Here is a 23,017-nt window from a genome sequence, read left to right as displayed (position 1 = left end):
GCCGTCTGGCGAAACGTCCGCATTGCCCATTTTTTATCTGAATATCTGTACAGATGTTATTTTTATTCAGAAGAAAAGGGGCAAACAGTGGGTCTCATCCGTTCCGGAGTTCCGACGTTCGCGATCGCTGCCGTCGTCGGCACCCTGCTCGTCACGTCGTGCAGCACCCCGTCGGGCACGTCGACCGCAAGCGACGGTCTGGTCCTCGCCGACGGCTACGAACTGGGCGGATACAACCCCGTTGCCGGCTTCGGTGCAGCCGGCGAAGCCAAGATGTACGACGGTCTGGTGCGCCTGCGCGGCGGTGAGGGAATGCCTGGTTTCGAACCGGCTCTTGCGACGTCGATCCCCACCGCCAACGCGGACGCCACCCTCTGGACCGTCACTCTCCGCGGAGGTGTCACCTTCTCCGACGGCTCCACTTTTGACGCCGCCGACGTGGTTGCCACGTACAAGGCGATCCTCGATCCGGCATCAGCGTCCGAGGCGAAGTCGTCGTTCGACATGATCAGCGATGTCGTAGCGCTGGACCAGAACACCGTGGAGTTCCGTCTCGCGTACTCCTACGCACCACTACTCACCAAGATGCTGATCGGCATTGTGCCGTCGGAGTCCGTCGCGACACCGGCCCTGGCGGCCGAGTCGACGCTCAACACCGAACCGATCGGGACCGGGCCGTACACCCTTGTCGATCTTTCACCCGACCGCGCGGTGTTTGCTGCCAACGAGAACTACTGGGACGGCGCACCGGAAATCAAGAAGCTCACGCTGCTCTATGTTCCGGACGACAACACCCGGGCGCAGCGGATGGCCTCGGGCGAGATCGACGGCACCAATCTCCCGCCGCTGCTTGCCAATACGTTCGAATCGCGGGACGGCATGTCGGTGACGGCCCATCAGTCCGCGGATTGGCGTGGTGTTTCGCTGCCCACCGACAACCCGGTAGCCGGTGACCCGGCGATGCGCATGGCACTGAATCTTGCCGCCAACCGGCAGTCCATGATCGACAACGTTCTCGGTGGGCACGGCCGCGTCGCCGCCACGCCGATTCCCGAGGTCTACGGTGCCTCGTACAACCCGGACGCAACGTTTGCGTACGACCCGGCCAAGGCTGAGCAGATCCTCACCGATGCCGGTTGGATCGAAGGCAGTGACGGCATCCGTTCGAAAGACGGTCGACGTGCGCAGTTCACGATCATGTACAACTCTGTGGACACGGTCCGTCGAGACTTGGCCCAGGCCTTTGCATCCGACGCACTCGGGATCGGCGTCGAAGTAGATCTCGAAGCACTGTCCTGGGATCGCATCGATCCGCGAATCAATCGGGACTCCACACTGCTCGGCGGCGGCGACGAACCGTTCGATCCCGATACCCAGGCCTACGACGCACTCAATTCCGCGTCCATCGCTCCCGGTGTCGGCAGCATCTACGACAATCCCAGTGACTACTCGAATCAGGTTGTCGACGCTGGACTCGACGTCGGTCGCCGAAGCCTCGACCAAGCGACCCGCGACGCCGCCTACCGAGATGTGCAGCAGGCGTACGTCGATGATCCCGGTTATGTGTACCTGGTCTTCCTCGATCACACGTACGTGTCGAAAGATTCCGATTGGACGATGTCCGGTCCGGTGCTGGAACCGCACGCGCACGGAGTGACCTGGGGTCCGTGGTGGTCGTTGCAGACGTGGACGCAAGAACAATGACGGCGCTCGACGTTCGAGCCGGTGCAACGTCGGACCCGGTACGATCGCACAACGCTCGCCGACGCTCCATCCTCGTGATAGTCGGGCGCCGGATGCTATTCATCGTCCCGGTGATCATCGTCGTGTCCGCCGGTTTGTTTGCCGCCGCGGCAATCTCGCCGTTCGATCCGCTTGTCGGCTATCTGGGCACGCGGTACATGACAACCAGCGAAGCGGACAAGGCCCTGATCGCCGCGCAGATGGGTTTCGACAACCCCTGGTACAGCACGTACTGGACGTGGCTGCATGCAGTGATAACCGGTGATCTGGGCGTCTCTCGATCCTTCAATCAGCCAGTCACCCAAGTCATCTCCGAACGACTGCCGTGGACGCTACTCCTGGTCGGCGTCAGTCTGGTGATTGCGATTCTCGCGTCGCTGGCGCTGGGAGTGCTCGCCGGAATCCGCAAGGGTGGGCTCCTGGACAGAACCGTGTCCGGGCTGTGCGTCGTCGTTCAAGGACTTCCGCCGTTTGTTCTCTCGCTCGGAGCCATCGCGCTCTTCGCGCTGACTCTCGGTTGGTTGCCAGTGGCCGGGTTGACCGACGGTGGTGCCGATCCCACACCGGCGCAGGTGATTCGGCACCTCATTCTCCCGGTCGCCGTCCTTGCGATCTCCCAAATGCCGTGGCTACTCCTCGCAGTGCGCGAATCCGTCGTCGGATCTACCGGTGAAGGATTTGTCGCCGGGGCGGTGGCGCGCGGAATACCGGCTTCCACCATCACACAACGTCATATCGTGCCGACGTCACTTGCGCCGTTCGTCAACATCATCGGAGTCCGATTGCCCGAACTTGTCGTCGGTGCGGTACTGGTGGAAGAAGTGTTCAGTTGGCCGGGAATTGCCGGTGCCATCGTCTCCTCCGCTCGGGACCTCGACATGGCGTTGCTCGCGTTCCTTACGGTCGGAACAACTCTGACGGTCATGCTCGGCTCGCTTCTCGCTGATGTGGTTGTTGCCCTCCTCGACCCGAGGGTGGGCACAGATGGCTAAGCGCCGCTTTGCAATCGCTGTCGGTGTCATGATCCTCGTCGCGCTCTACGCCGGCTTGGTTCCGTGGATCGCCGACGTCGACGACCGTGTCACCGACTTCGCGCAGGCCCGGATGGCTCCGTCGCTCGCGCATCCCTTCGGCACCGACTCTGCGGGGCGAGACCTGTTTGTTCGAGTCGCTGCCGGTATCCGGACGTCGTTGCTGATCGCTCTCGCCTGCGCACTGTTGTCCACGGTGATCGGGGTGGCGGTAGGCACCACTGCCGGACTCCTCGGCGGCTGGGTGGACCGAGTTGTCATGCGCGGCACCGACGCGGTGAACGCCCTCCCACACTTGCTGCTCGGCATCGTCATCGTCGCGATGTTCCGTGGCAGTATCCTCGCCATCGTTCTCTCGATCGCACTCACACACTGGACCCAGGTAGCTCGCATCATCCGCGGCGAGATCCTGAATTTGCGTGACCGCCCGTACATCGACGCAGCCGTCCTCGCCGGAGCCAGCCGGAGACATGTGATCACTCGCCACCTGGTTCCGGCTGCTGCGCCGCAGGCCTTGATCGCGGTGGTCCTCCTGCTGCCGCACGCCGTGTGGCACGAGTCGACGCTCTCGTTCCTCGGATTCGGCCTTCCGCCCCACAAGCCCAGTCTGGGAACACTTCTGGAAGAGGCTCGCAGTTCTCTGCTGCTCGGTGGTTGGTGGACGTTGGTGTTTCCCGCAGCCGTTCTGGTGATCACTACCGTTGCGGTGGCGGTGGCCGGTTCGGCATTGCGTTCGAAGCTCGCACCGCCTCGGCCATCGGAGCTTCGACTGTGAATGCCGGCCTTCGAATCGATGCGCTCACCGTCCGGATTCCGCTGCCCGGCGGCTCGGTTGTTCACGCTGCCAGCAACATCGACCTCGCGGTGCCGCCTGGGACTGTCACAGCGCTGGTCGGAGAATCCGGCTGTGGCAAGTCCATCATCGCAACATCGGTGATGAACATGCTGCCGCCTGGCACTCAGCGCACCGGTACCATCACCGTCGACGACATCGACGTGTTTTCCGGAACACCCTTCCGTGGTAGTCATGCCGCACTCGTGCCACAATCTGCCGCAACATATCTCACGCCGGTGCGGACGGCACGCTCGCAACTGCAGGAGACGATCGACGCACTCGGCACCGCCCACACCTGCGACGGCTTGGCGCAGCGAGTGGGTCTCGAACCTTCCGCCCTCGACTGCTACCCGCACGAACTGTCGGGGGGCATGGCGCAGCGGGTTGCCATTGCCGGCGCGTTGGCCGGGGACCCGTCGGTGGTCGTGGCCGACGAGCCCACCGCCAACCTGGACCGCGCGCTCACCGATCATGTTCTCGGCCTGCTGCGCGAGTGCGCCGATGCGGGTGCCGCGGTTCTGCTGATCACTCACGATCTGGCGTCGTTGACCCGAGTTGCGATCGCAGACAGGTTGGCCGTCATGTACGCCTCGCGCATCATGGAGACTGGCCCAGCTGCGCAGGTTCTGCAGGACCCGCTTCACGATTACACCCGAGACCTGCTCGGAGCCTTGCCGTCCCGCGGGCTCAATCCCATCCCCGGATCACCCCCTCAATTGACGAATCTTCCGGACGAGTGCGTCTACTACCTGCGCCGACCGGAGTCCGCGCAATCCGGTGGGCCAACCGAACTGGTCACGTTCGGAGAGCGCACGTACCGAACCCGCCGGGAGGTGAGTGCACGATGAGTTTGCGCGCCCTGGATGTCACCGGTGGCTACGAGCGTGGGCGTCCCGTCCTCGAGAATGTCTCCCTCGAGATCCCGGCCGGCCATCTGATCGGGTTGACCGGGCCGTCCGGAACCGGAAAATCGACGCTGGCAAGGATTCTCGCGTCGCTGGACGCGCCGTGGTCCGGCGAAGTGCAGATCGACGGTTCTCGCGTTGCAGGAACCAAGTTCGGTGTTCCCGCTGAGTTCAGAGGGGCGGTGTCCATGCTCTTCCAATCGCCACGCGCCGCAACTGATCCCCGGCAGACGCTGGCACGGATCATCGGGCAGCCCGCCGACATCGCGCGCCGCGATATCGACATCGAAGCACTGGCCTCGGAAGTCGGACTCACACCCGACTTGCTGGCGCGTCGCCCGCATCAGGTCAGTGACGGCCAGCTTCAACGCGCGGCGCTCGCGAGATCATTGGCGCAGCAACCCCGTTACCTCATCTGCGACGAAGCCACCGCGATGCTCGACGCCGCGACCACCGCCACCATCGTACGGTTGATCGAGCGGCGGGCAACGGATCACGGTATCGGGGTGCTGCTCATCAGCCACGATCGTGATCTGCTCGACGCGTGCTGCACACGCGTTCACGAACTCGACGACATCCGAGCGGGCTAGACGCTGCTCTTTCCGTAGCTTTCGCGGACCCCGACGTCCATGGGGAATCGAACAACCGTGTCGCCGAACAGCAGTCGAGTTGCCGATGCTGCCGCAGCCAGTACGTGAGCTGTGCCGGACTCGGGGTTTCGCGTGTGCACCACAACCTCGTCGTGCTGGAAGAACACCAATTCGCCGTCCGGGTCCTCGGCGAGGCGTCGTCGCAGGTCGGCGAGGAGACACAGAGCCCATTCCGAGGCCGTTGCCTGCACCACGAAGTTGCGGGTGAAACGTCCGCGCGCGTGAGCGTCGCCGTGTGAATAGAAATCGGGAGACGGTGGGGGACACGCTCGGCCGAGCAGGGAGTGCACTACCTCGCCGCGCTCTCCGGCCTTGGCGGCCTGCTCGACGTACTCGACCGCTACGGGGAAACGCTTGCGCAGCAACGTGAGTAGCGCTTTGGCTTCACCGGCGGTGGCGCCGTAGAGCACTCCGAGGATGGCAACTTTGGCTTTGGCGCGGTCGCCGCCAAATGCCTCGGCGCCAACGAGGGCGTACAGATCGTCATCACCGGCTGCCGCCATCATGCGGCGGTCGCGTGACATGGCAGCCAGAATCCGGGGCTCGAGTTGACCGGCGTCGGCCACTACGAATACGTGTCCGGGATCGGCAACAACGCTCGAGCGCATGGTCTTCGGAATCTGAAGGGCGCCGCCGCCTCGGCTTGCCCACCGGCCCGAGACGACACCACCGGGAACGTAGATGGGGCGGAAGCGATCGCCACGCACCCAACTGTCCATCCATTGCCAGCCATTGGTGCTGTACAGCTTGGCGAGTTCGCGGTGGCGCAGGAGCAACGGAACCGCCGGGTGATCAACTTCCTGAAGAAACCACTTGCGCGTCGACGGCAGTTCGATGCCCTGGCGCCCGAATGCCTCGGTGATCTCGACGGACGACGCGGGGTTCACCGTCCGCCCGAAGGCGTCGCTGATCTGGGTGGCAAGTTCCTGCATGCGAACGGGGAGGTCGTACCCCGTTGGCCGGGGGCCAAGTCTCTCTTCGAGGAGTTCGCGGTGCTTCCGCGTCGAGAACGGCAAACCGGCGTGCGTCATTTCAGCAGCACTGAGCGCGCCGGCTGATTCTGCGGCAATCAGCAGATCCAGGCGCGCGTCGGCGCCGATGACAGTGCGTTGCTCCGCGAACTCCGCAACAACACCATCAGGATCGAGGACGGGAGCGGTGTCGAACAAGCCGAGACGGTCGTCGTCGGACTCCTCGGCCGGTGGTGACGGCTGACCCGCGCGCATGCTCAGGATCGCGCGGGTCAGCGAAATATCGTGGCAGCGCTGTACGTGGACGCCGGCGCGCAGCAACATCGGGTAGACCGAGGCGGTGCTCGGCCAGACCCACCGTGGGTGCTCGGCACTCTCGATAGCTTGGACCGCGGCAACCAGATCGGGATATTCGATGCGGTCGCCGACGGCAGTCCCGTCGGGGTCGGTGCGAACAACCGTCGCGGTGACTGCTCCCGTGGACGTCGTACTACCGGGAACCAGGACAACTCTCACTGCTCCAGTGTGACGGTTGGGTCCGACAACAACTGGCCCGAGTGCTTCTACCCCGCTTCCAGCCCGTGCATTCGGACTTCCTTTCCTTTCCAGCGGGATCGTAGCCACCGATCGTGGCTGGCCAGCACGATCGCGCCCGGACCGGTGCCCATGGCGTCCTCGAGTTCATCGCACAAGCTCGGCGACAGGTGATTGGTCGGCTCGTCCAGAAGCAGCAACTCGGGTGGACGGGCCACCAACAGTGCCAACGCCAGCCGGCGACGCTGACCGACGGACAACTCGCCAACCAGCTTGTCCTGATCCCAAACAGCCAACAGGCCAAGGGAATCCAATGGAACCTTCTCGATAGTCTCCGCGCCGAGCGTCAGCTCATAGATTTCCCGTGCAGTTCGGTCAGTCCGATCGAACACGGTGTCCTGTGCCAAAAGACCGATCGTCAGGTCGGGTTTTCGTGCCAGCGTGCCGGTGTGGTCCAGCGCACCGGCGAGTACTGCAAGCAAGGTGGATTTCCCGGCACCATTCGCTCCGACGACCAGTAGTCGGTCGGTGGATGAGATATCGAGACTGTCCATCGTCATTCGGCCAGGAACTCGAACCTGCCGCAATGACAGGAGGATTTCGTCCTCAGCCTGGGTGATGAACACGCCAGGACTGAATCGAAGAGGCTTCGGGGGTTGCTCAATCTGGTCTCGTTCCAGCTTGTCGAGCCGGCGGGTGGCACTGCGAACCCGGCGTGCGATCTGGTTCTGTACTCGACCCCCGGCGTGACCGTATCCCATTTTTTCGTTGTCGCGCTTCACATGATTCGGCGCAACCTCGTATGCACTGACACCGGCCGCGTAGCGCAACGCGTCCAAATCCTCCTGCTCTTGATCGAATCGCCGTTGCCAGCGTTCCAGTTCGGCGCGTTTCTGCAACAGATACGCGGTGTAGTTACCGCCGTAGCGGGTGGGACCGTCCAGAGCGGGGTCGAGGTCGATCAGATCCGTGCAGACGGCGTCGAGGAACGCGCGGTCGTGAGTGGCCACGACGACAACCCCGGACAGGCCGCAAAGATGCTCGGCCAGAAACGATGCCGCCTCGTCGTCGAGATGGTTCGTCGGCTCGTCGAGCAACAGCGCGGATGGTCGGCGAATCATCAGAGCCGCCAAGGCCAGCCGGCTGCGTTGACCACCTGACAACGACGAGAGGAGGCGTTCATGCTGAAGGTGTCCGAGACCTAACCCGCCAAGAATCATCGCGGCCCGCCGGTGCGCATCCCACACCTCGTGTCGCTGCGCGCGTGCAAGGCAATCCGTGTAGGCGTCGAGGACGTTGTGATCCTCGGGCGCATGACTGAGTTCCTGTGCAGCTCTGTCGAGTTCGGCAATGATCTCGCGCGCGTCCCGGAGGGCTGTATCGAGTACGTCGGCGATCGTCGTCTTGTTGTCGTACACCATTTCCTGCTGCAGGAACGCGAGATCAGACGGTCGCTCCACGCTGCCCGCATCGGGCTCGTCCGTACCCGCGAGCACCCGCAACAGAGTCGACTTCCCGGCGCCGTTCTCGCCGATGAGACCAATCCGATCACCAGGTGCCGCGGTGAGTGAGACGCCGTCGAGTACCCGCCGCGTTCCCAGCGTGCGGACGAGATCTTGTGCAATCAACGCTGTTTCAGGCATGTTCATCACCAAGAGTGACATTGGCCGGTGCGGCGACTTCGCGTAAACGTCCCTCCGACAGACGTAACCAGCGTTCGACCTTCACCTCGGACAAGAACCGTTCGTCGTGGCTGACGACCACGAAGGCACCCTGATAGGCATTGAGCGCACTCTCCAACTGCCCGACACTGACAAGGTCGAGGTTGTTGGTCGGTTCGTCGAGTAGTAGTAATTGAGGTGCCGGCTCGGCGAACAGCACGCACGCGAGGGTCGCTCGCAACCGCTCACCACCGGAGAGGACCCCGACTGGAAGGTGAACGCGAGATCCACGAAAGAGAAAGCGTGCCAACAGATTCATCCGCTGCGGTGCCGGCATGTCCGGGGCAAAAGCAGCCAGGTTCTCCGCGACGGTGAGGTTCACATCGAGTAGGTCGAGTCGCTGTGACACATACGCAACGCGGCCCTGCGCCTGTGCGATCTTGCCGCCACTCGGGGGCAGTTCGCCGTTGATGATCCGCAACAGCGTGGATTTGCCCGCGCCGTTCGGACCGGTCACCGCAATTCGCTCAGGTCCGCGGATCGCCAGATCTGCCCCGCCGTCGGCGAAGACCTCCCGATTACCGAAACGGAATTGCATCCGTTCGCCCAGGAACACTGTCCGGCCCGCAGGAACATCGGTGCCGGGCAGTTCCAACGTGATTCGTTGTTCGTCGCGCAACGCTCGCCCCGCGGTATCGAGTCGGGCCTTGGCCGAATCGACGCGGGCGTTATGCGTCTCGTTTGCCTTGCCGGCAGACTCCTGGGCATTGCGTTTCATCGTCCCGGCGAAGATCTTCGGTAGCCCGGCGTTTCCGAGGTTGCGTGCTGCGTTGCTTGCGCGACGAGCAGCGCGTTCGCGGGCCTGCTGCAACTCCCGTTTCTCCCGCTTGACGTCCTGCTCGGCATTGCGAATGTTCTTTTCGGCAACTTCCCGTGCAGCGTTCACGGCGCCTTCGTATTCGGTGAAATTTCCACCGTAGAAACGAATTTCACCATTGTCGAGTTCGGCGATGCGGTCCATTCGGTCCAGTAGGACACGATCGTGGCTGACCAGTAGCAGGCAACCGTTCCAATCGTCGAGGACGCCGTAGAGTTTGTATCGCGCATCGAGATCGAGGTTATTCGTCGGTTCGTCGAGCAACAGCACGTCCGGGCGGCGCAGCAGTTGCGCAGCGAGACCGAGCGAGACGACCTGGCCCCCGCTGAGCGTGTGAAGTCGGCGGGTGAACGACAGGTCTCCCAAGCCGAGACGGTCCAGTTGGGCGCCGGTACGTTCCTCGATGTCCCAGTCGGAACCAATCGTGGTGAAGTGCTCTTCGGCGGCGTCCCCCGACTCGACAGCGTCCAACGCCGCGAGGATCGGCGCGATCCCCAAAACCTCGGCAACGGTGAGGTCGCCGGTCAGCGGCAAGCTCTGCGGAAGGTACCCGAGCACCCCGTCGACGGACACACTGCCACCGCCTAACGGCAGGTCACCCGCTATCAACCGGAGAAGGGTGCTCTTTCCGGCGCCATTCGGTGCTACCAGCCCCGTCCGGCCGCCGGGCACACTGAAGGACAGTTTCTCGAAAACCGGTGTGTCGTCAGGCCAGGCAAACGACAGGTGTGAACAGACAATGTATGAATCGGACATGATGAGACCTCGAGTGTCGCGCGGGCGCGTCAAAGCGGCTCCGCGAAAGAAATGATGTGGTGAACGACAACATGGCCACTGCGGCAGCGCTCCGAAAGCGCTTACCGGTGGCCGTCAGTGCCGGGTATTACCCGGAGATGTCGAGTTCACCAACCATTTTTCGATCTTTCTCGCTCCGATTATTCGGAACCGACCATAACACCCGAAACTGTTGCCTCGTCGATCACACAGCGCTCAATGCGCCATGCTCGATTGATTTCGCGCGGCCTCTCGCGCAATACGTCAGAAACTGTTGGGCCCGACGTCGACGCTGCGACCCGGAAGATTACGTTCTCGATCGTATCGAGTACGAGCAGGTGGCAGGGTATGCCAATTTCCGGCTCTCCGGTAGGAGGCTCAAAGTCGAGGGATTCGACGTCGAAACCTGTTGAGATTCTTTGTCATTGTGTTGTCATCGGCAATATCGACTTACGACGCGCTGAGCCGGCGCTGTCCATGTGTCGCGTGCCGAGCGCGCGGTGATCTTCTGTCTTCTCTCGCGCCGCCGGTGCATTGAGGTGTCCGATGGGGCGCCACTGCCCGGTGGGGTGTTACCAGGGTGTCGCGGGCTGGAACCTTGCAGCGCTCCATCAGGGGTAGCGCAGACACTCTGGTGTGCCGACCGTTAGCGGCGAGATTCTGCGGGTTCTGCACCGATGCTGGTTCCGCGTGCAGAGTGCATTTCGGCAAGCTTTGTCAATGTCTGCGGTGGCGTGTGTCGTCTTGGCGCTGCAGTTCTCTGCTCATCACGACGTCAGTCGTTCGCCGCGTGTGTCCCACACAGTCTCAGGAGCCGAATCGTGGGAGGCGGGTCCATTTGCATGGAATCCGACATCTGCATCTTTCCCTCTTCGGTGGCTGCGGCGAAAAGGCCTGCCAGAGCCTCGGTAATGTCTTCGGCCTCAATGTCATATACCGCAACGTACGGGCCGTCGTCCTGCACCGGAGCGAAGCGCCGAGCTCCGGTGAATCCGGGTATTGCGCAGACCTCGCGCAGATGTAAGCCGTACCACTCGTTGTACTCGGCTTCTCGCTCGGGCGAGCTCGGGCGGGAGGTGACGTAAAGGATTCCTTGTTCCATGCGGCTGAAAGGTAGATGAAAGATTCTTCGAAATCAATGATGGGTAAACAATTTTCAGGGGTCCGCCGGGAAAAAGGTGTAAACGGTCCGCTTCGCCGGCGTGAATTGGCGGGACGCTGTCGATGACTCCGCAATTCGTCGGGACATGTCCTTGCGGGCGGCGATCCTCGATACCAGAGGATTTCTTGACGAGTCACCAGGCGCCCTTGCCAAATGCTTGGACGTTTGACATCCTCGGTCTGGACCTCGCTCAGCTGTGAACTCTTACACCCGAGTGTTCGATGCCCAAAAGACGTCGGCCAAATACATAGTCACGCAAAGGTTATCGAGAGCGGCTCGCATCCGCCGGTGCGCGATGTCGCCAGGGTGCAGCTCCAGCCGATCGTGCGGGTCTCACATTACCGATGGCATCTCGTCATCTCGCAGCAGTCGGACTCTTCGGGCGAACTCTCGCCGGCTCCGGCGAACGAAGGAGTTCCACATGAGTATTGATGACCCCGTATCCTCCGCCGCGTCTGGCGCCCTCGGGACGTCCCCGGGTGGCCGGAAACTCCTCCGACTCGAGGTTCGCAACGCCCGGACCCCGATAGAGAGGAAGCCGCCGTGGATGAAGGTCAAGGTTCGTACGGGGCCGGAGTATCGTGCGCTCACTGAGCTCGTCGAGCGCGAAAACTTGCACACCGTGTGTCAGGAAGCCGGTTGCCCCAACATTTTCGAGTGCTGGGAGGACCGTGAGGCAACCTTCCTGATCGGTGGGGACCAGTGCACGCGGCGCTGCGATTTCTGCCAGATCGATACTGGCAAGCCGATTGAGCTGGACCGCGACGAGCCGCGACGTGTTGCCGAATCGGTTCGCTCGATGGGCCTTCGCTATGCGACAGTGACCGGTGTTGCCCGCGACGACCTCCCGGACGGCGGTTCCTGGCTCTATGCCGAAACCGTGCGTCAGATCCACCAGTTGTGTCCGGGTGCCGGTGTCGAACTGCTTATCCCGGACTTCAACGCGGATCCTGCCCAGCTGCAAGAAGTATTCGATACTCGGCCAGAAGTGTTGGCACATAACGTCGAAACCGTGCCCCGAGTGTTTCGGAGGGTCCGACCGGCCTTCACTTATGAACGGTCACTCGAGGTGATCACCAGGGCCCGCGAGAATGGACTGATCACGAAGTCGAATCTCATCCTCGGGCTGGGCGAAAACACGGACGAAGCGATCCAGGCTTTGCGCGACTTGCAGGAGGCGGGTTGTCAGCTGATCACGATCACCCAGTACCTGCGACCGTCCTCGAGGCACCATCCGGTAGAACGGTGGGCCGAGCCCGAGGAGTTCACCCACCTCGAGCAGATCGCGCGCGAGATCGGCTTCCTGGGCGTCATGTCCGGTCCGTTGGTCCGGTCTTCCTACCGCGCCGGCCGTATGCACGCCGAAGCGGTCGCCGCTATCTCATCCCGTTAGATCCACCCCACTCGATTCCACGTTCCGCCCGTACAAGGAGATCCCCATGTCCTCACCTTCCGCAGATGTCGTCGAACTCGGTGGCGTTTCCGGCGGGTCCGCCGGCACAATCCGGTCCGCGGAACTCATCCAATTCGCAACGTTGTGGGCGCCCTACGGTGGCGGAAGTGACGAAGACATTTTCGTAACATTCGGCGTATCTTCGAAGGTCTACTTCGCACGGCTCGCGAAGCTTCTCGCCACTCACGCCAGTTCGGTTCCGGACGAGTCGACGCGGGCCGAAATGCTCGCGGTCTGCGATCGCCGATCGGGCGGAGAAGCGCGCCAGACGCGCTCACACCGGGGTGGCGCCGCGCGCTCTGCGCGAATACACGAAAAGTTCAGTACAAATTGAGCCAGTCGGGTTTTCTGCCGCGCTTATGCGGCCGCAACTCGGCGTGAGGGTGGCGTAGTGGGGTGCTCGCATTGGGCACGGTTGGCTAGCCCTAGATCTAGGTGTAGTCGGTGGTTGTCGCGCCAGTCCCACCCTTCCGGCGTGGTCATCGCAATACCTTGTGATACCCGCTCGGCTGGTTTACACCATTTTTCTGATACTTCCTTGATCGGCTTACACCATTTTTCTGATACGTCCTCGATCCGCTTACACCTTTTTTGCAAAACTCTCCGTTGCTGCGTAGATGATGGACGGCACCCCTTGACACGGCCTTTCGATTCCTGAATGTTTGTGAAATGCCTATTGGCTCCTGGACGCTTGTGAAACGTAAGCTTTCATGAGCATGGGGTGTGGTGCGTTCCTGTTTCTGGTTGTTCTTTGTACGGGTTTTCGATGCTATTGATTTGTTGGCTTGTTATCAGAAGGAGTCTTATGGTCAGAAGCGATCTCATAGTGGGGGCTGCAAACCGATTATGATGCCGTGATTGTGAGCTTCGGAGCCGCGCCGACGATTAGATGAAGCAAAGAAGAATCTAGAAGCAATGCTTACCAGGTGGGTTGGAAATAACTGGAAGGATATGTTTTGACTACTCAGATCGAGCAAAACAATTTGGCCGGGGATGGCGAATTGCCGCTACCCCAGTTGGAGGTCAATCCGTGTCTCCCGGATCTCGATGTAGACACGTCCGGGGTGCCGTTCCGTATGGCGGATGGGGTGCATATTCCTGCTGAACGCTATTACGACCAAGAATTTGCCAATCTAGAGAACAGAAAGCTGTGGATGCACACTTGGCAGTGGGCTGCCCGGGTGGAGGACGTCCAGTTTCCTGGCGACTACGTTGAGTACAAAGTCGCCGAAGAGTCCGTGATGGTTGTGCGGGTCGATGAGGAGACCATCAAGGTTTTCCACAACGTCTGCCCACATAGGGCTACGCAGCTCGCGCTCGATTGTGGATCGTTCAGTGGTAAGCAGATTGTGTGCCCATTCCATGGGTGGCGATGGAACCTCGACGGGACCCAGTCGTACCTTTATGCCCGAAATGGTTTCATCGCAGAGTCAATTGATCCATCGAAGATCAATCTGAAAGAGGTTCGTTCCGAGATTCGGTACGGTTTTGTCTGGATCAATTTCGACAATGATGCGCCTTCGTTCGATGAGTTCATCGGTCCGATGGATAGGCATCTCGAGCCGATGTGGATGGACCGCATGCGGGTCCGGTGGTGGAAGTACTTGGATCTTCCAGCGAATTGGAAGGTGGCTACCGAGGCATTTATCGAGGCATACCACGTCATGCAAGCTCATCCGGAGCTTGCATTCGGAGCAACAGGCGACGATTATGACGCGGACTTCCTGGAGTTCCACCCCAAGGGCAATGGGCATTTCAATGTTGGTGCCAGGATGAAGACCGATGAAGTGACAGGCGCTCCGATGGCGCCGATGCCCGTCACACACCTGCCGTTCGGTGAGTTTTTCCTCGAACAGAATCGGATTATGTTCGAAGGCACCGCCGGCGCGTACCTCACCGAACGCGAGGAGTTCATCGGCGATCGGGTCCGCCACCAAGGGCTGCCGGACGAGGAGATGGTCCCGGCCTTCTTCGCAGAATATTTCGCGTATGCGCAGGATGCCGGAATTCCGCTGCCTCCTCCCGATCCCGAGGCGTCGTCCTATGGCTACGTCTTCCCGAACATGGTGTTCCTCGGACTGACCGGCAACCTCCTGCTGTACCGGATGCGACCGATCGGGTCCGATCCGAATGTCTGCCGCTTCGAGGTGTTTGCGCTGCAGATTCCGGTCGAGGCCGACGGGGAGCAGGCTCCCGCACAGCCGGAAGGCCCGCTCGCCGTGAAGGATCTGCCGTTCGTTCTGCGTCAGGACACCGAGAATATCCAGCGCCAGCAGGCCGGGTACCGGAGCAGTGCGTTCGCCGAGGCCACCATGTCTCCTCGGTTCGAGAAGATGATCTACGGAATGCATAACGAAATCGACCGCTACCTGGCACGATGAACGATCGCACGGCGGGGAGTACCCCGACTGCCGAATCTCGACCGGACGAGCCCATCGCCGGCCGGATGACCGTGCAACCTGCCGGTCATGTCATCGAGGTGCGGGCGGGCGAGTCCCTGATGCAGGCCGCTTGGCGCGAGGGATACCACTGGCCGACGCTCTGCTTCGGGGTGGGACAGTGCACGGCCTGCAAGTGCGAACTCGTCGAGGGACTCGACCTGGTTTCTCCCCACACCGAGCCCGAGGCCGAGATGACCATGGACCTCGCACGGCGGAGACGAAGAATTGATCCCCGCCGTGTCAGGCTCGCGTGTCAGGTGAAGGTTCGCGGCGATGTCGTGGTTAGAAAGCCCGGGGTCCGCAGGGTCGAGCAGGAAAAACTACTTCCAGAAGATCCAAACTAGAGCCCGTATTCGTGATCGAGCGGATAGCCGCTCGGCAGCCCAATGGAGTGCATCAATGACAAGTTCAATCGCCGAAGAAGTCGAACCGGTGGTCGACGCGGACATCCTTGTTCGCATATTCACGACCGCCACGAAGGCAAAGCTCTACGACGACCAGTATCGCGCAATGATGAATGCGGGAAAAGTCGGCGGGATGTACTATTCCGCGCGCGGGCAGGAAATCATTCCGGCGGCGATCAATGCCGTGCTGGCGCCGGATGACTATGTGGTGACCATGTACCGCGGCGTGCATGATCAAGTTTCGAAGGGTGTTCCCCTACGGACTCTGACCGCAGAACTCTTCGGGCGTGCGAGTGGTAGCTGCAAAGGAAAAGGCGGCCCGATGCACATAACGGACGTCGCGTCCGGCCTGATCGTGACGACCGGTGTCGTCGGGTCCGGGATACCGATCGCTGTCGGAGTGGGGCTGTCGGCTCAGATGCGTCGGAGCGGTCAAGTCGCGGTGGTGAACTTCGGGGACGGTGCTGCGAATATCGGCGCGTTCCACGAGGCGCTGAATTTGGCGTCGCTGTGGAAGCTTCCGGTTGTTTTCGTCTGCCAGAACAATCGTTACGCGGAATACACGCCGTACGATCAAGGAACGTCGGTCGATCAGATCGCGAAGCGCGGTGCGGCCTACTCGATGCGTTCCATGCATGTCGATGGAAACGATCCCGAAGCGATGTACAGAGCCGCCCGGATCGCAATCGACGCGGCACGCGCAGGTGACGGCCCATCGCTGATCGAGGCGGTTACCTATCGATTCGAGGGCCATATGATGGGTGACACGAAAGAGTACCAGCCCGCGGAAGAGTTGAAGGCTGCTATCGACGCGGACCCGGTGCCACGATTGCGCGACCGGATCATCACGTCCGGGTATCGCACCGAAGCCGAGGTGGCCGCGATCGAGGGTGAATTGCAGAAGGAAATCGACGACGCATTCGAATACGCGATGGCAGCTCCGCTGCCTGATATTGCCGATCTGACCACCGACGTGTACGGGACGGAAACTCGATGACAGTGCAAAGTAAGCCCAGCGATGGCGCGGTGGCCGGGCGTGAAATGAAGATGATCGAGGCCATCTCCGAGGCTATCGATATAGCGATGGATATCGACGATTCGGTATTCGAACTCGGTGAGGACATCCAGGACCCGAAGGGCGGTGGGTTCGGTATCCACAAGGGCCTGTCCACCAAGTACGGCCTCGAGCGCGTACGTCCGACACCCATCTCCGAACAGGCGATCATGGGTGCGGCGATCGGCGCAGCGATCACCGGAATGCGGCCCATTCCGGAGATCATGCTCATGAACTTCATGGCAGTGTGCGCGGACCAGCTGCTCAATCATGCGGCCAAACTGCGATACATGTCGGGCGGGCAGACCAATGTTCCGCTGACCGTTCGCACCATGACCGGCGCCGGCGGCGGCTTCGGTGCGCAGCATTCGGACATGCTCGAAGGCCCCCTCGTCCACACCCCGGGATTGAAAGTCGTGATTCCGTCGACGGCGGCCGACGCAAAGGGCCTACTTTTGTCGTCGATTTTCGATGACGACCCGGTGGTGTTCATCGAGATGTACCCGTTGTACTTTTCCGCCTCGGACTTCGTGCCCGCCGGCGACTACCGGGTGCCGCTCGGCAAGGCCAGGACCGCGCGGCCAGGGTCCGACGTCACCCTCATCAGCTGGGGCCGACAGGTCCACGACTGCCTGGCAGTTGCGCACGACCTCAGCGCCGCGGGTATCGAGGCGGAGGTGCTCGATCTGCGTACGCTCGTTCCCCTCGACCTTGATGCGATTCTCGAATCGGTAGGTAGGACTCGCCGCGCCGTCATCGTGCACGAAGCGGTCCGCCGCAACGGGTTCGGGGCGGAGCTTGCGGCAACGATCAGCGAAGAGCTCTTCGGCGACCTGCATGGCCCGGTGCGTCGGGTGGCGTCAGCCGACACGCCGGTCCCATATGCATCGGTGTTAGAGCAGGCGTACATGCCGAGTCGCTCTGCAATCGAACAGGCAGTCCTGGGATTTTTTCGCTGAGCTGAACGTAGTACTGACGACACGTTAGTGCGCGCCTCGACGATTTCTGAAGGAGAGACAAGAACGATGGAACTGAGCATTCCCAAGTTGGGGGTCACGATGGTTGAGGGCACGCTATCCGAATGGCTTGTGGCAGACGGGGCGACAGTCAGTGCGGGCGAGGGCATCTACCTCCTCGAAACAGACAAGATCGAGACCGAGATCGAGGCACCTGTCGACGGTGTCTTGAAGATCAAGGCAGAGGCAGACGAAACATATGCAGTCGGCACTGTGGTCGGAGAGCTGACCTAGCGGCCCTGTGTGGCGGTGAATGCGACACTGGAACATTCACCGCCACAACGGATGTGGTCGTAGCGTCGCATCACGCCAGCCGGCGCGGTGGCGGCGTCAGTCGGCTGTGTGAGCTCACATCGATTGGTCATCTGGCTGCGCGCCGTGAAAGGTACTGCGCCAGAACGACTGTGCTATCGAATGTAGGGAGATTGTGAATGGACAAGGTTGTCGGCACTATCGTCGAAGCGCTCGACGGAATAGACGATGGAGCCAAGTTGTCGGTGGGCGGCTTCGGCCTGTGCGGCATTCCGAGTCTGCTGATCGCAGGTCTCTTGGAAAAGGGCGTCCGCGATCTTGTGACCGTGTCGAATAACTGCGGGGTCGACGACTGGGGGCTCGGGTTGCTGCTTCGCGAGCGGCGGATCAAGCGAATGGTGTCCTCCTACGTCGGTGAAAACAAGGAGTTCGAGCGGCAGTTCTTGGGCGGTGAACTCGAGGTCGAGCTTGTCCCACAGGGGACATTGGCTGAGAAGTTGCGCGCCGGCGGTGCCGGGATTCCTGCGTTCTATACCGCGACCGGCGTGGGCAGCCAGGTCGCCGAAGGGGGTTTGCCCTGGTTGTTCGGCCCGGACGGTGAGGTGCTCGAGCAGAGCCCGCCGAAGGGGACGGAGCAATTCGACTTCAACGGTCAGCGACGCACTTTCGTGCTCGAAGAGGCAATCACGTGCGACTTCGGACTGGTGCGGGCGTGGAAGGGCGATCGGCACGGGAACCTGGTATTCCATAGGTCGGCCCGAAACTTCAATCCGCTGGCGGCCATGGCCGCCAGGATCTCGATTGCGGAGGTCGAAGAACTCGTTGAGCCTGGCGAGCTCGACCCCGACGAGATTCACCTACCCGGCATCTACGTGCATCGCGTGCTCGCGATGACTCCGGCACAAGCAGCTGACAAGCGGATCGAAAAACTGGTTACTCGCAATCGAGTAACGAGTGGTTCGGTAGAAGTTGAATCATATAGTCGCAGTGATGAATACGGTCAACTACGCATTGGTCTAAGTCGTGATCAGATGGCCGCCCGAGCTGCGCAGGAACTGTCGGATGGCAACTATGTCAACCTCGGCATCGGATTGCCGACTTTGGTTCCAGCCCATGTTCCCGATGACGTCGAGATTGTGCTCCAATCAGAGAACGGAGTGCTTGGCACCGGACCAGCACCGTACGTAGGCGACACAGACCCTGACCTGGTCGATGCAGGCAAAGCCACCGTCACACTTCGCCGGGGCGCATCGATCTTCGATTCGGCTGCGAGTTTCGGCATGATCCGAGGCGGAAAAATTGATGCAGCGATTCTCGGGGCAATGCAGGTCTCGACCACGGGTGACATCGCCAACTGGATGATTCCGGGAAAGATGGTCAAGGGTATGGGTGGCGCGATGGATCTGGTGGGCGGAGCCCGGACAGTCATCGTGCTTATGGAGCACGTCGCCAGAGACGGCAGTTTCAAGGTTGTCGATTCATGCACATTGCCGATAACCGGCTTGGGTGTGGTCGACCGGATCATCACCGACCTCTGTGTTTTCGATGTCACAGAACAGGGGCTCGCCCTCCGAGAGTTGGCGCCGGGCGTCACGCTCGACTACCTCCGCGAGCGCACTGGTGCGCCCTTCACTATCTCGCTGCCGGCCTGAACAAATGAAATCTGAGAAGTGGAACATGAGTAGGTGTTGCCGTACGTCGGCATTGTGCCCTCGGAATTTACCGAAATCAGCTTGATAGGAGGCAGCCATAATTAGGCGATTGCACAACGGTCAAGCTGAAATACCGTCAGTGGCCGGTGTTGCTGAGATTGTCGGTGTCGCCCTGCGCGGACGACTGGACTTCCCCCGGTGTGACGCTGCCGACCGGCCCGTTACAACCCTGCGGCACTTCGTCAGAGAAGCCCAGTGACCGGTTCTGCGGTCACGGCTCGGGTGCAACAGGGCGCCGTCCCGGCGTGGGCGATTATCGCGTTGATCGCCGTAATAGGGCTGAACTTGCGTGCCTCGCTCGGCTCGATTACCACCGCTGCTCCAGGACATGACCCGTGACCTACGCCTGTCCGGCCTCGCCCAAGGGTTACTGATGTTGTCGATCGGTTGCCTAGCGGGCCCGGCAATGCTCGGCGGGCTGAGGCAGGTCACGGGAGGCTTCACCGCCGGGTACGCAGTCCTGCTGGGCTCGCATTCGTCTCATTGGCGACGGTGCCGGTGTTTCACCCACGGTGAAGCCTCGAGTTCATGTCCTGAGCCAGAATTCTCGCCTAGAGTAGACGTTACCGAGCGAATGCCATGCAGCGCCGAAGCCTGGATACGAATTAGAATTATACGGACGATTCATCCGGCAGATCTCTGCGCTTGTTAGTTTTGACGGTATTGCCTGGTCTCATCGTTTCCGCATTGGTCTGGTTAGAAGTGGGTCCAGAGTGAACCCGGTTCGTTACGAATCTCGTTGTCGCGAGCGGAAATAACATTTCCCGGAGTAATCTAGAACTCGATTCTGGCATTCGAAGTATTCGCGACGGCAGGGTTGGCGCCGGCGTGAAGTTCGGCTCGCATCCACTTGATGACAATCTGCCCTTGTATGGGTTCTTTAGTGGCGGTAAATCGAAAGACTCAACCGTGTCTAAACGAATCTCGCTTCACTGATCGTAAAAGAATTGAATCGGGATATGAGATTTCGGAAAAATGTCGCGCCTGTACTGTACTTCAGTTTTACGTAAAGAAGGAATCGCGGAACTGGGTTTCGATAACCCGCGCGGTAAGAATGGGCTAGAGCGTAATTTTGATAGTGCCGATCCTCGGCTGCTCAATGCCGTGCTGCCCAGGGGCGCTTCTTACTGCTGGTTATGGCTGAATTCGTCAAGCTTGGATTCGGGTGCATACTAGATCGCAACGCCCAATGTGGGATGACACCACCACGCCGTGATCTCGCGGACGCTCGAAACTTCGGTAGGGCAGTTCGTGAAAAACTGTGGAGAATTGACCAAGTTTCCTCCCATCTGAAGGTGTGTCGAAAATCTTATTCTGGCCACCGCGGATAGCTTGCAGCATCGACGGAAACGATATCAGTTGCCCTTTGGCTGAGTTTCTTCAGGTGGTCGTTACAGGACCGTTCAGGGGTCGTTGCAGGGTCGGATAGAGCTCAATAATGATCAGTGGCCTGATGGCAGAAGTTACACCATTTTTCTGACACCACCTAAATTCGGTTACACCATTTTTATGACACTCCCTGGATCCACTTACACCATTTTTCTGAAACTTGGGGTTGTCTTTCGGAATGGCGGTCAAGACCCTTGACATGACCGATCAGTTCCTGAATCTTGATGAAACGCCGATTTCATGAGTGCGGGGCCGTGGTGCGGTCCTGTGTCGAGTTGGTCCTTTGTTCAGTTTTCGGCGCTTTTGATTTATTCGTCTGTTGTCGGAAGGAGTCTCATGGTCAAAAGTAGTGTCACTGTGAAGCCGCAAAACGATTATGACGTTGTTATTGTGGGCTTCGGTGTGGCGGGAGCGTCGGCAGCCATCGAGGCCGCAGATTCGGGTGCGCGGGTTCTCGTACTCGATCGCGGTTATGGCGGGGGAGCCGCTGCGCTCTCGGGTGGAGTGATCTACGCAGGCGGCGGAACGCGGTATCAGCAGGCAGCCGGTGTGCAAGACAGCCCGCAGAACATGTTCAACTACCTTCGTCAGGAAGCGAACGGTGTGGTCTCAGATGAGACACTCCGCCATTTCTGCGAGACGAGTCCGGCCATGGTTGATTGGCTGGAACAGCAAGGTGCACAGTTCCAAGGAACGTTGTCGCCGTACAAGGCGTCATACACGGCCGACACGCATTACCTGTACTACTCGGGTAACGAAACAGCGTGGCCATACAACCTCGAGGCAGTACCGGCCGCCCGCGGGCACCGGCAGGTTGCAAAGGGCGTAAAAAGTGGGCACACGCTCACCATGAGCTTGTGTCAGTCTGCCATCGCCAAGGGCGTTGAGTTCAAGCCGTTGAGTCGTGTCAGCGAGCTCATCATCGAAGATGGTGCAGTTGTCGGTGTGGTTTATCGGAGCATGAATCTTGACGACGACGGTGGCGACAGCCACCGGAAGCTGAGCAAGGTCGGCGGAAAACTGGGGAACTGGATTCCACCTATCGGGGCCCGACTCAACGCCAAGGCCGAGAAACTATGGGAACAGAACGCTGTTGAAGTCAGTGTCCGAGCCAATGCTGTGATCTTGGCTGCCGGCGGATTCGTGCTCAATTCCGAGATGATGGCCAAGCATGCAGGTCCCTTCCAAGACCCGGGCCTGCTTCCCTTGGGCACGGTGGGCGACGACGGTACCGGAATCAAGCTCGGGGTATCAGCCGGCGGTGTAGCCACCAACCTCGATCGGCTGGCGGCCTGGCGGTTCCTGTCACCGCCGAGTGCCTTCCTCGAAGGCGTGACGGTGGGCCCGACGGGTGCACGAATCATCAATGAGGACGTGTACGGCGCGCGTTTGGCCGAGGTCATGATCACCGAGCATCAAGGGCAGGGCTTTCTTATTCTTGATGCCAAGAGCTGGAAGAAGGCTCGCGGGCAGGTCCGCAAGCAGTGTCGGCAAGCCTTCCAGTTTCCGCAAACGATGTATTTGTTCACCGCAGGGCACAAGAAGGCAGACACCTTGGATGCTCTTGCCGCCAAGATTGGCGTCCCGCCGGCTGGTCTTGTTCAGACAGTGCGCGCCTATAACGACGGAATCGCAAGTACGAGCGGCGATCCGGGCCACAAAGCGGCCGGGTTATGCACGGCGATCGAACAAGGTCCGTTCAGGGCGGTCAAGATTTCCATCAAGAATTCGTCGCTGTATCCAGCCACGGTATTCACACTTGGCGGTCTTAGAGTGGACGAGTCCTCGGGCCATGTCCTTAACAGTGCGGACCAGCCCATCTCAGGGATTTATGCCGTCGGCCGGTGTGCAATCGGAATTTGCTCCCACAGCTATGTCAGCGGTCTGTCACTTGCCGATGGTGTCTACTCGGGCCGTCGCGCTGGTGCACACGCGGCGAAAAGCGCGCAACTTCGCCGGATATCGCCTGTACAAGAAGTGACTGGTACCTGACCGATAGTCAGTCAACGTACCAACTCATACGTGGATTTGTCATTACATCGTTCATGACGCAGGCCTTGGGATTGGTCGAAATGGACACCGACCACTTACTGATTGGATAGCAATGAGTTCTGCATCTACTCCCCGTTATGGAGTCTTCGCTTTGTCCACTG

At 60.6% G+C, this 23,017-nt stretch carries 19 protein-coding genes; 15 read left to right on the top strand and 4 right to left on the bottom strand.

Annotated elements, in window-relative coordinates:
* Nucleotides 1-87 precede the first annotated feature (87 nt).
* The 5 genes from EEB13_RS27775 to EEB13_RS27755 are packed head-to-tail and all read left to right on the top strand — an operon-like array spanning nucleotide 88 to nucleotide 5,104.
* On the top strand, nucleotides 88-1,704 hold the full coding sequence (locus EEB13_RS27775) for an ABC transporter substrate-binding protein (RefSeq protein WP_261984661.1): 1,617 nt from the start codon (nucleotides 88-90) through the stop codon (nucleotides 1,702-1,704).
* A complete protein-coding gene (locus EEB13_RS27770; RefSeq protein WP_141486897.1) occupies nucleotides 1,701-2,735 on the top strand; it encodes an ABC transporter permease in 1,035 nt (344 codons plus the stop codon). The genes EEB13_RS27775 and EEB13_RS27770 overlap by 4 nt, the downstream gene beginning before the upstream one ends.
* Entirely contained in the window at nucleotides 2,728-3,549 is an 822-nt protein-coding gene (locus tag EEB13_RS27765) for an ABC transporter permease (protein ID WP_141486740.1), read from the top strand. The genes EEB13_RS27770 and EEB13_RS27765 overlap by 8 nt, the downstream gene beginning before the upstream one ends.
* Nucleotides 3,546-4,457 carry an ABC transporter ATP-binding protein gene (locus EEB13_RS27760; RefSeq protein WP_141486739.1) on the top strand — a complete coding sequence of 304 codons (912 nt, stop codon included), beginning with the start codon at nucleotides 3,546-3,548 and terminating at the stop codon, nucleotides 4,455-4,457. Before EEB13_RS27765 ends, EEB13_RS27760 begins: the two co-directional genes overlap by 4 nt.
* The gene (locus tag EEB13_RS27755) at nucleotides 4,454-5,104 is read left to right on the top strand and encodes an ABC transporter ATP-binding protein (protein WP_045065066.1); all 651 of its coding nucleotides are present in this window, start codon (nucleotides 4,454-4,456) and stop codon (nucleotides 5,102-5,104) included. The genes EEB13_RS27760 and EEB13_RS27755 overlap by 4 nt, the downstream gene beginning before the upstream one ends.
* Here EEB13_RS27755 and EEB13_RS27750 read toward each other — a convergent pair.
* The 4 genes from EEB13_RS27750 to EEB13_RS27735 form a co-directional block, all read right to left on the bottom strand.
* Nucleotides 5,101-6,651: a bifunctional 3'-5' exonuclease/DNA polymerase gene (locus EEB13_RS27750; protein ID WP_045065064.1), complete on the bottom strand. Its 1,551-nt coding sequence runs from the start codon at nucleotides 6,649-6,651 to the stop codon at nucleotides 5,101-5,103. The genes EEB13_RS27755 and EEB13_RS27750 overlap by 4 nt on opposite strands.
* A 47-nt stretch (nucleotides 6,652-6,698) precedes the next feature.
* Nucleotides 6,699-8,312 carry an ABC-F family ATP-binding cassette domain-containing protein gene (locus EEB13_RS27745; RefSeq protein ID WP_141486738.1) on the bottom strand — a complete coding sequence of 538 codons (1,614 nt, stop codon included), beginning with the start codon at nucleotides 8,310-8,312 and terminating at the stop codon, nucleotides 6,699-6,701.
* Nucleotides 8,305-9,963: an ABC-F family ATP-binding cassette domain-containing protein gene (locus EEB13_RS27740; RefSeq protein ID WP_141486737.1), complete on the bottom strand. Its 1,659-nt coding sequence runs from the start codon at nucleotides 9,961-9,963 to the stop codon at nucleotides 8,305-8,307. The genes EEB13_RS27745 and EEB13_RS27740 overlap by 8 nt, the downstream gene beginning before the upstream one ends.
* A 793-nt stretch (nucleotides 9,964-10,756) precedes the next feature.
* Nucleotides 10,757-11,083 carry a hypothetical protein gene (locus EEB13_RS27735; RefSeq protein ID WP_095887243.1) on the bottom strand — a complete coding sequence of 109 codons (327 nt, stop codon included), beginning with the start codon at nucleotides 11,081-11,083 and terminating at the stop codon, nucleotides 10,757-10,759.
* 481 nt (nucleotides 11,084-11,564) lie between these two features.
* Here EEB13_RS27735 and lipA point away from each other — a divergent pair, with 481 nt between their 5' ends.
* From lipA to EEB13_RS27690, 10 genes are all read left to right on the top strand, one after another.
* Nucleotides 11,565-12,536, top strand: coding sequence for a lipoyl synthase (lipA, locus tag EEB13_RS27730; protein WP_141486736.1), 972 nt, complete (start codon nucleotides 11,565-11,567; stop codon nucleotides 12,534-12,536).
* Between the two features lie 46 nt (nucleotides 12,537-12,582).
* The gene (locus EEB13_RS27725; RefSeq protein WP_141486735.1) at nucleotides 12,583-12,930 is read left to right on the top strand and encodes a hypothetical protein; all 348 of its coding nucleotides are present in this window, start codon (nucleotides 12,583-12,585) and stop codon (nucleotides 12,928-12,930) included.
* 622 nt (nucleotides 12,931-13,552) lie between these two features.
* Nucleotides 13,553-14,977, top strand: a complete 1,425-nt coding sequence (locus EEB13_RS27720; RefSeq protein WP_141486734.1) for an aromatic ring-hydroxylating oxygenase subunit alpha — start codon at nucleotides 13,553-13,555, stop codon at nucleotides 14,975-14,977.
* Nucleotides 14,974-15,381, top strand: coding sequence for a 2Fe-2S iron-sulfur cluster-binding protein (locus EEB13_RS27715; protein WP_141486733.1), 408 nt, complete (start codon nucleotides 14,974-14,976; stop codon nucleotides 15,379-15,381). Before EEB13_RS27720 ends, EEB13_RS27715 begins: the two co-directional genes overlap by 4 nt.
* A 55-nt stretch (nucleotides 15,382-15,436) precedes the next feature.
* On the top strand, nucleotides 15,437-16,438 hold the full coding sequence (locus EEB13_RS27710; protein ID WP_141486732.1) for a thiamine pyrophosphate-dependent dehydrogenase E1 component subunit alpha: 1,002 nt from the start codon (nucleotides 15,437-15,439) through the stop codon (nucleotides 16,436-16,438).
* Nucleotides 16,435-17,454, top strand: coding sequence for an alpha-ketoacid dehydrogenase subunit beta (locus tag EEB13_RS27705; protein WP_095887236.1), 1,020 nt, complete (start codon nucleotides 16,435-16,437; stop codon nucleotides 17,452-17,454). Before EEB13_RS27710 ends, EEB13_RS27705 begins: the two co-directional genes overlap by 4 nt.
* Before the next feature lie 66 nt (nucleotides 17,455-17,520).
* Entirely contained in the window at nucleotides 17,521-17,745 is a 225-nt protein-coding gene (locus EEB13_RS27700; protein ID WP_095887235.1) for a lipoyl domain-containing protein, read from the top strand.
* A 197-nt stretch (nucleotides 17,746-17,942) separates the two neighbouring features.
* Complete coding sequence (locus EEB13_RS27695) at nucleotides 17,943-19,415, top strand: 3-oxoacid CoA-transferase subunit B (protein WP_141486731.1); 1,473 nt, start codon at nucleotides 17,943-17,945, stop codon at nucleotides 19,413-19,415.
* 255 nt (nucleotides 19,416-19,670) lie between these two features.
* On the top strand, nucleotides 19,671-19,814 hold the full coding sequence (locus tag EEB13_RS31675) for a hypothetical protein (protein WP_187328636.1): 144 nt from the start codon (nucleotides 19,671-19,673) through the stop codon (nucleotides 19,812-19,814).
* Nucleotides 19,815-21,200: 1,386 nt separating this feature from the next.
* Nucleotides 21,201-22,856 carry an FAD-binding protein gene (locus tag EEB13_RS27690; RefSeq protein ID WP_141486730.1) on the top strand — a complete coding sequence of 552 codons (1,656 nt, stop codon included), beginning with the start codon at nucleotides 21,201-21,203 and terminating at the stop codon, nucleotides 22,854-22,856.
* The last annotated feature ends 161 nt before the right edge of the window (nucleotides 22,857-23,017 follow it).

Source organism: Rhodococcus sp. WS3, assembly GCF_003797085.1.
Taxonomy (GTDB): Bacteria; Actinomycetota; Actinomycetes; order Mycobacteriales; family Mycobacteriaceae; genus Rhodococcus_F; species Rhodococcus_F globerula.
The sequence above is the reverse complement of the archived record's forward strand: the minus strand, read 5'-3'. Positions and strand labels throughout refer to the sequence as shown.

Coding starts and splice junctions, on each gene's coding strand:
- EEB13_RS27770 (WP_141486897.1), top strand. CDS start 1,701: ATGACGGCGCTCGACGTTCGAGCCGGTGCAACGTCGGACCCGGTACGA.
- EEB13_RS27765 (WP_141486740.1), top strand. CDS start 2,728: ATGGCTAAGCGCCGCTTTGCAATCGCTGTCGGTGTCATGATCCTCGTC.
- EEB13_RS27755 (WP_045065066.1), top strand. CDS start 4,454: ATGAGTTTGCGCGCCCTGGATGTCACCGGTGGCTACGAGCGTGGGCGT.
- EEB13_RS27745 (WP_141486738.1), bottom strand. CDS start 8,312: ATGCCTGAAACAGCGTTGATTGCACAAGATCTCGTCCGCACGCTGGGA.
- EEB13_RS27740 (WP_141486737.1), bottom strand. CDS start 9,963: ATGTCCGATTCATACATTGTCTGTTCACACCTGTCGTTTGCCTGGCCT.
- EEB13_RS27735 (WP_095887243.1), bottom strand. CDS start 11,083: ATGGAACAAGGAATCCTTTACGTCACCTCCCGCCCGAGCTCGCCCGAG.
- lipA (WP_141486736.1), top strand. CDS start 11,565: ATGAGTATTGATGACCCCGTATCCTCCGCCGCGTCTGGCGCCCTCGGG.
- EEB13_RS27725 (WP_141486735.1), top strand. CDS start 12,583: ATGTCCTCACCTTCCGCAGATGTCGTCGAACTCGGTGGCGTTTCCGGC.
- EEB13_RS27715 (WP_141486733.1), top strand. CDS start 14,974: ATGAACGATCGCACGGCGGGGAGTACCCCGACTGCCGAATCTCGACCG.
- EEB13_RS27710 (WP_141486732.1), top strand. CDS start 15,437: ATGACAAGTTCAATCGCCGAAGAAGTCGAACCGGTGGTCGACGCGGAC.
- EEB13_RS27705 (WP_095887236.1), top strand. CDS start 16,435: ATGACAGTGCAAAGTAAGCCCAGCGATGGCGCGGTGGCCGGGCGTGAA.
- EEB13_RS27700 (WP_095887235.1), top strand. CDS start 17,521: ATGGAACTGAGCATTCCCAAGTTGGGGGTCACGATGGTTGAGGGCACG.
- EEB13_RS27695 (WP_141486731.1), top strand. CDS start 17,943: ATGGACAAGGTTGTCGGCACTATCGTCGAAGCGCTCGACGGAATAGAC.
- EEB13_RS27690 (WP_141486730.1), top strand. CDS start 21,201: ATGGTCAAAAGTAGTGTCACTGTGAAGCCGCAAAACGATTATGACGTT.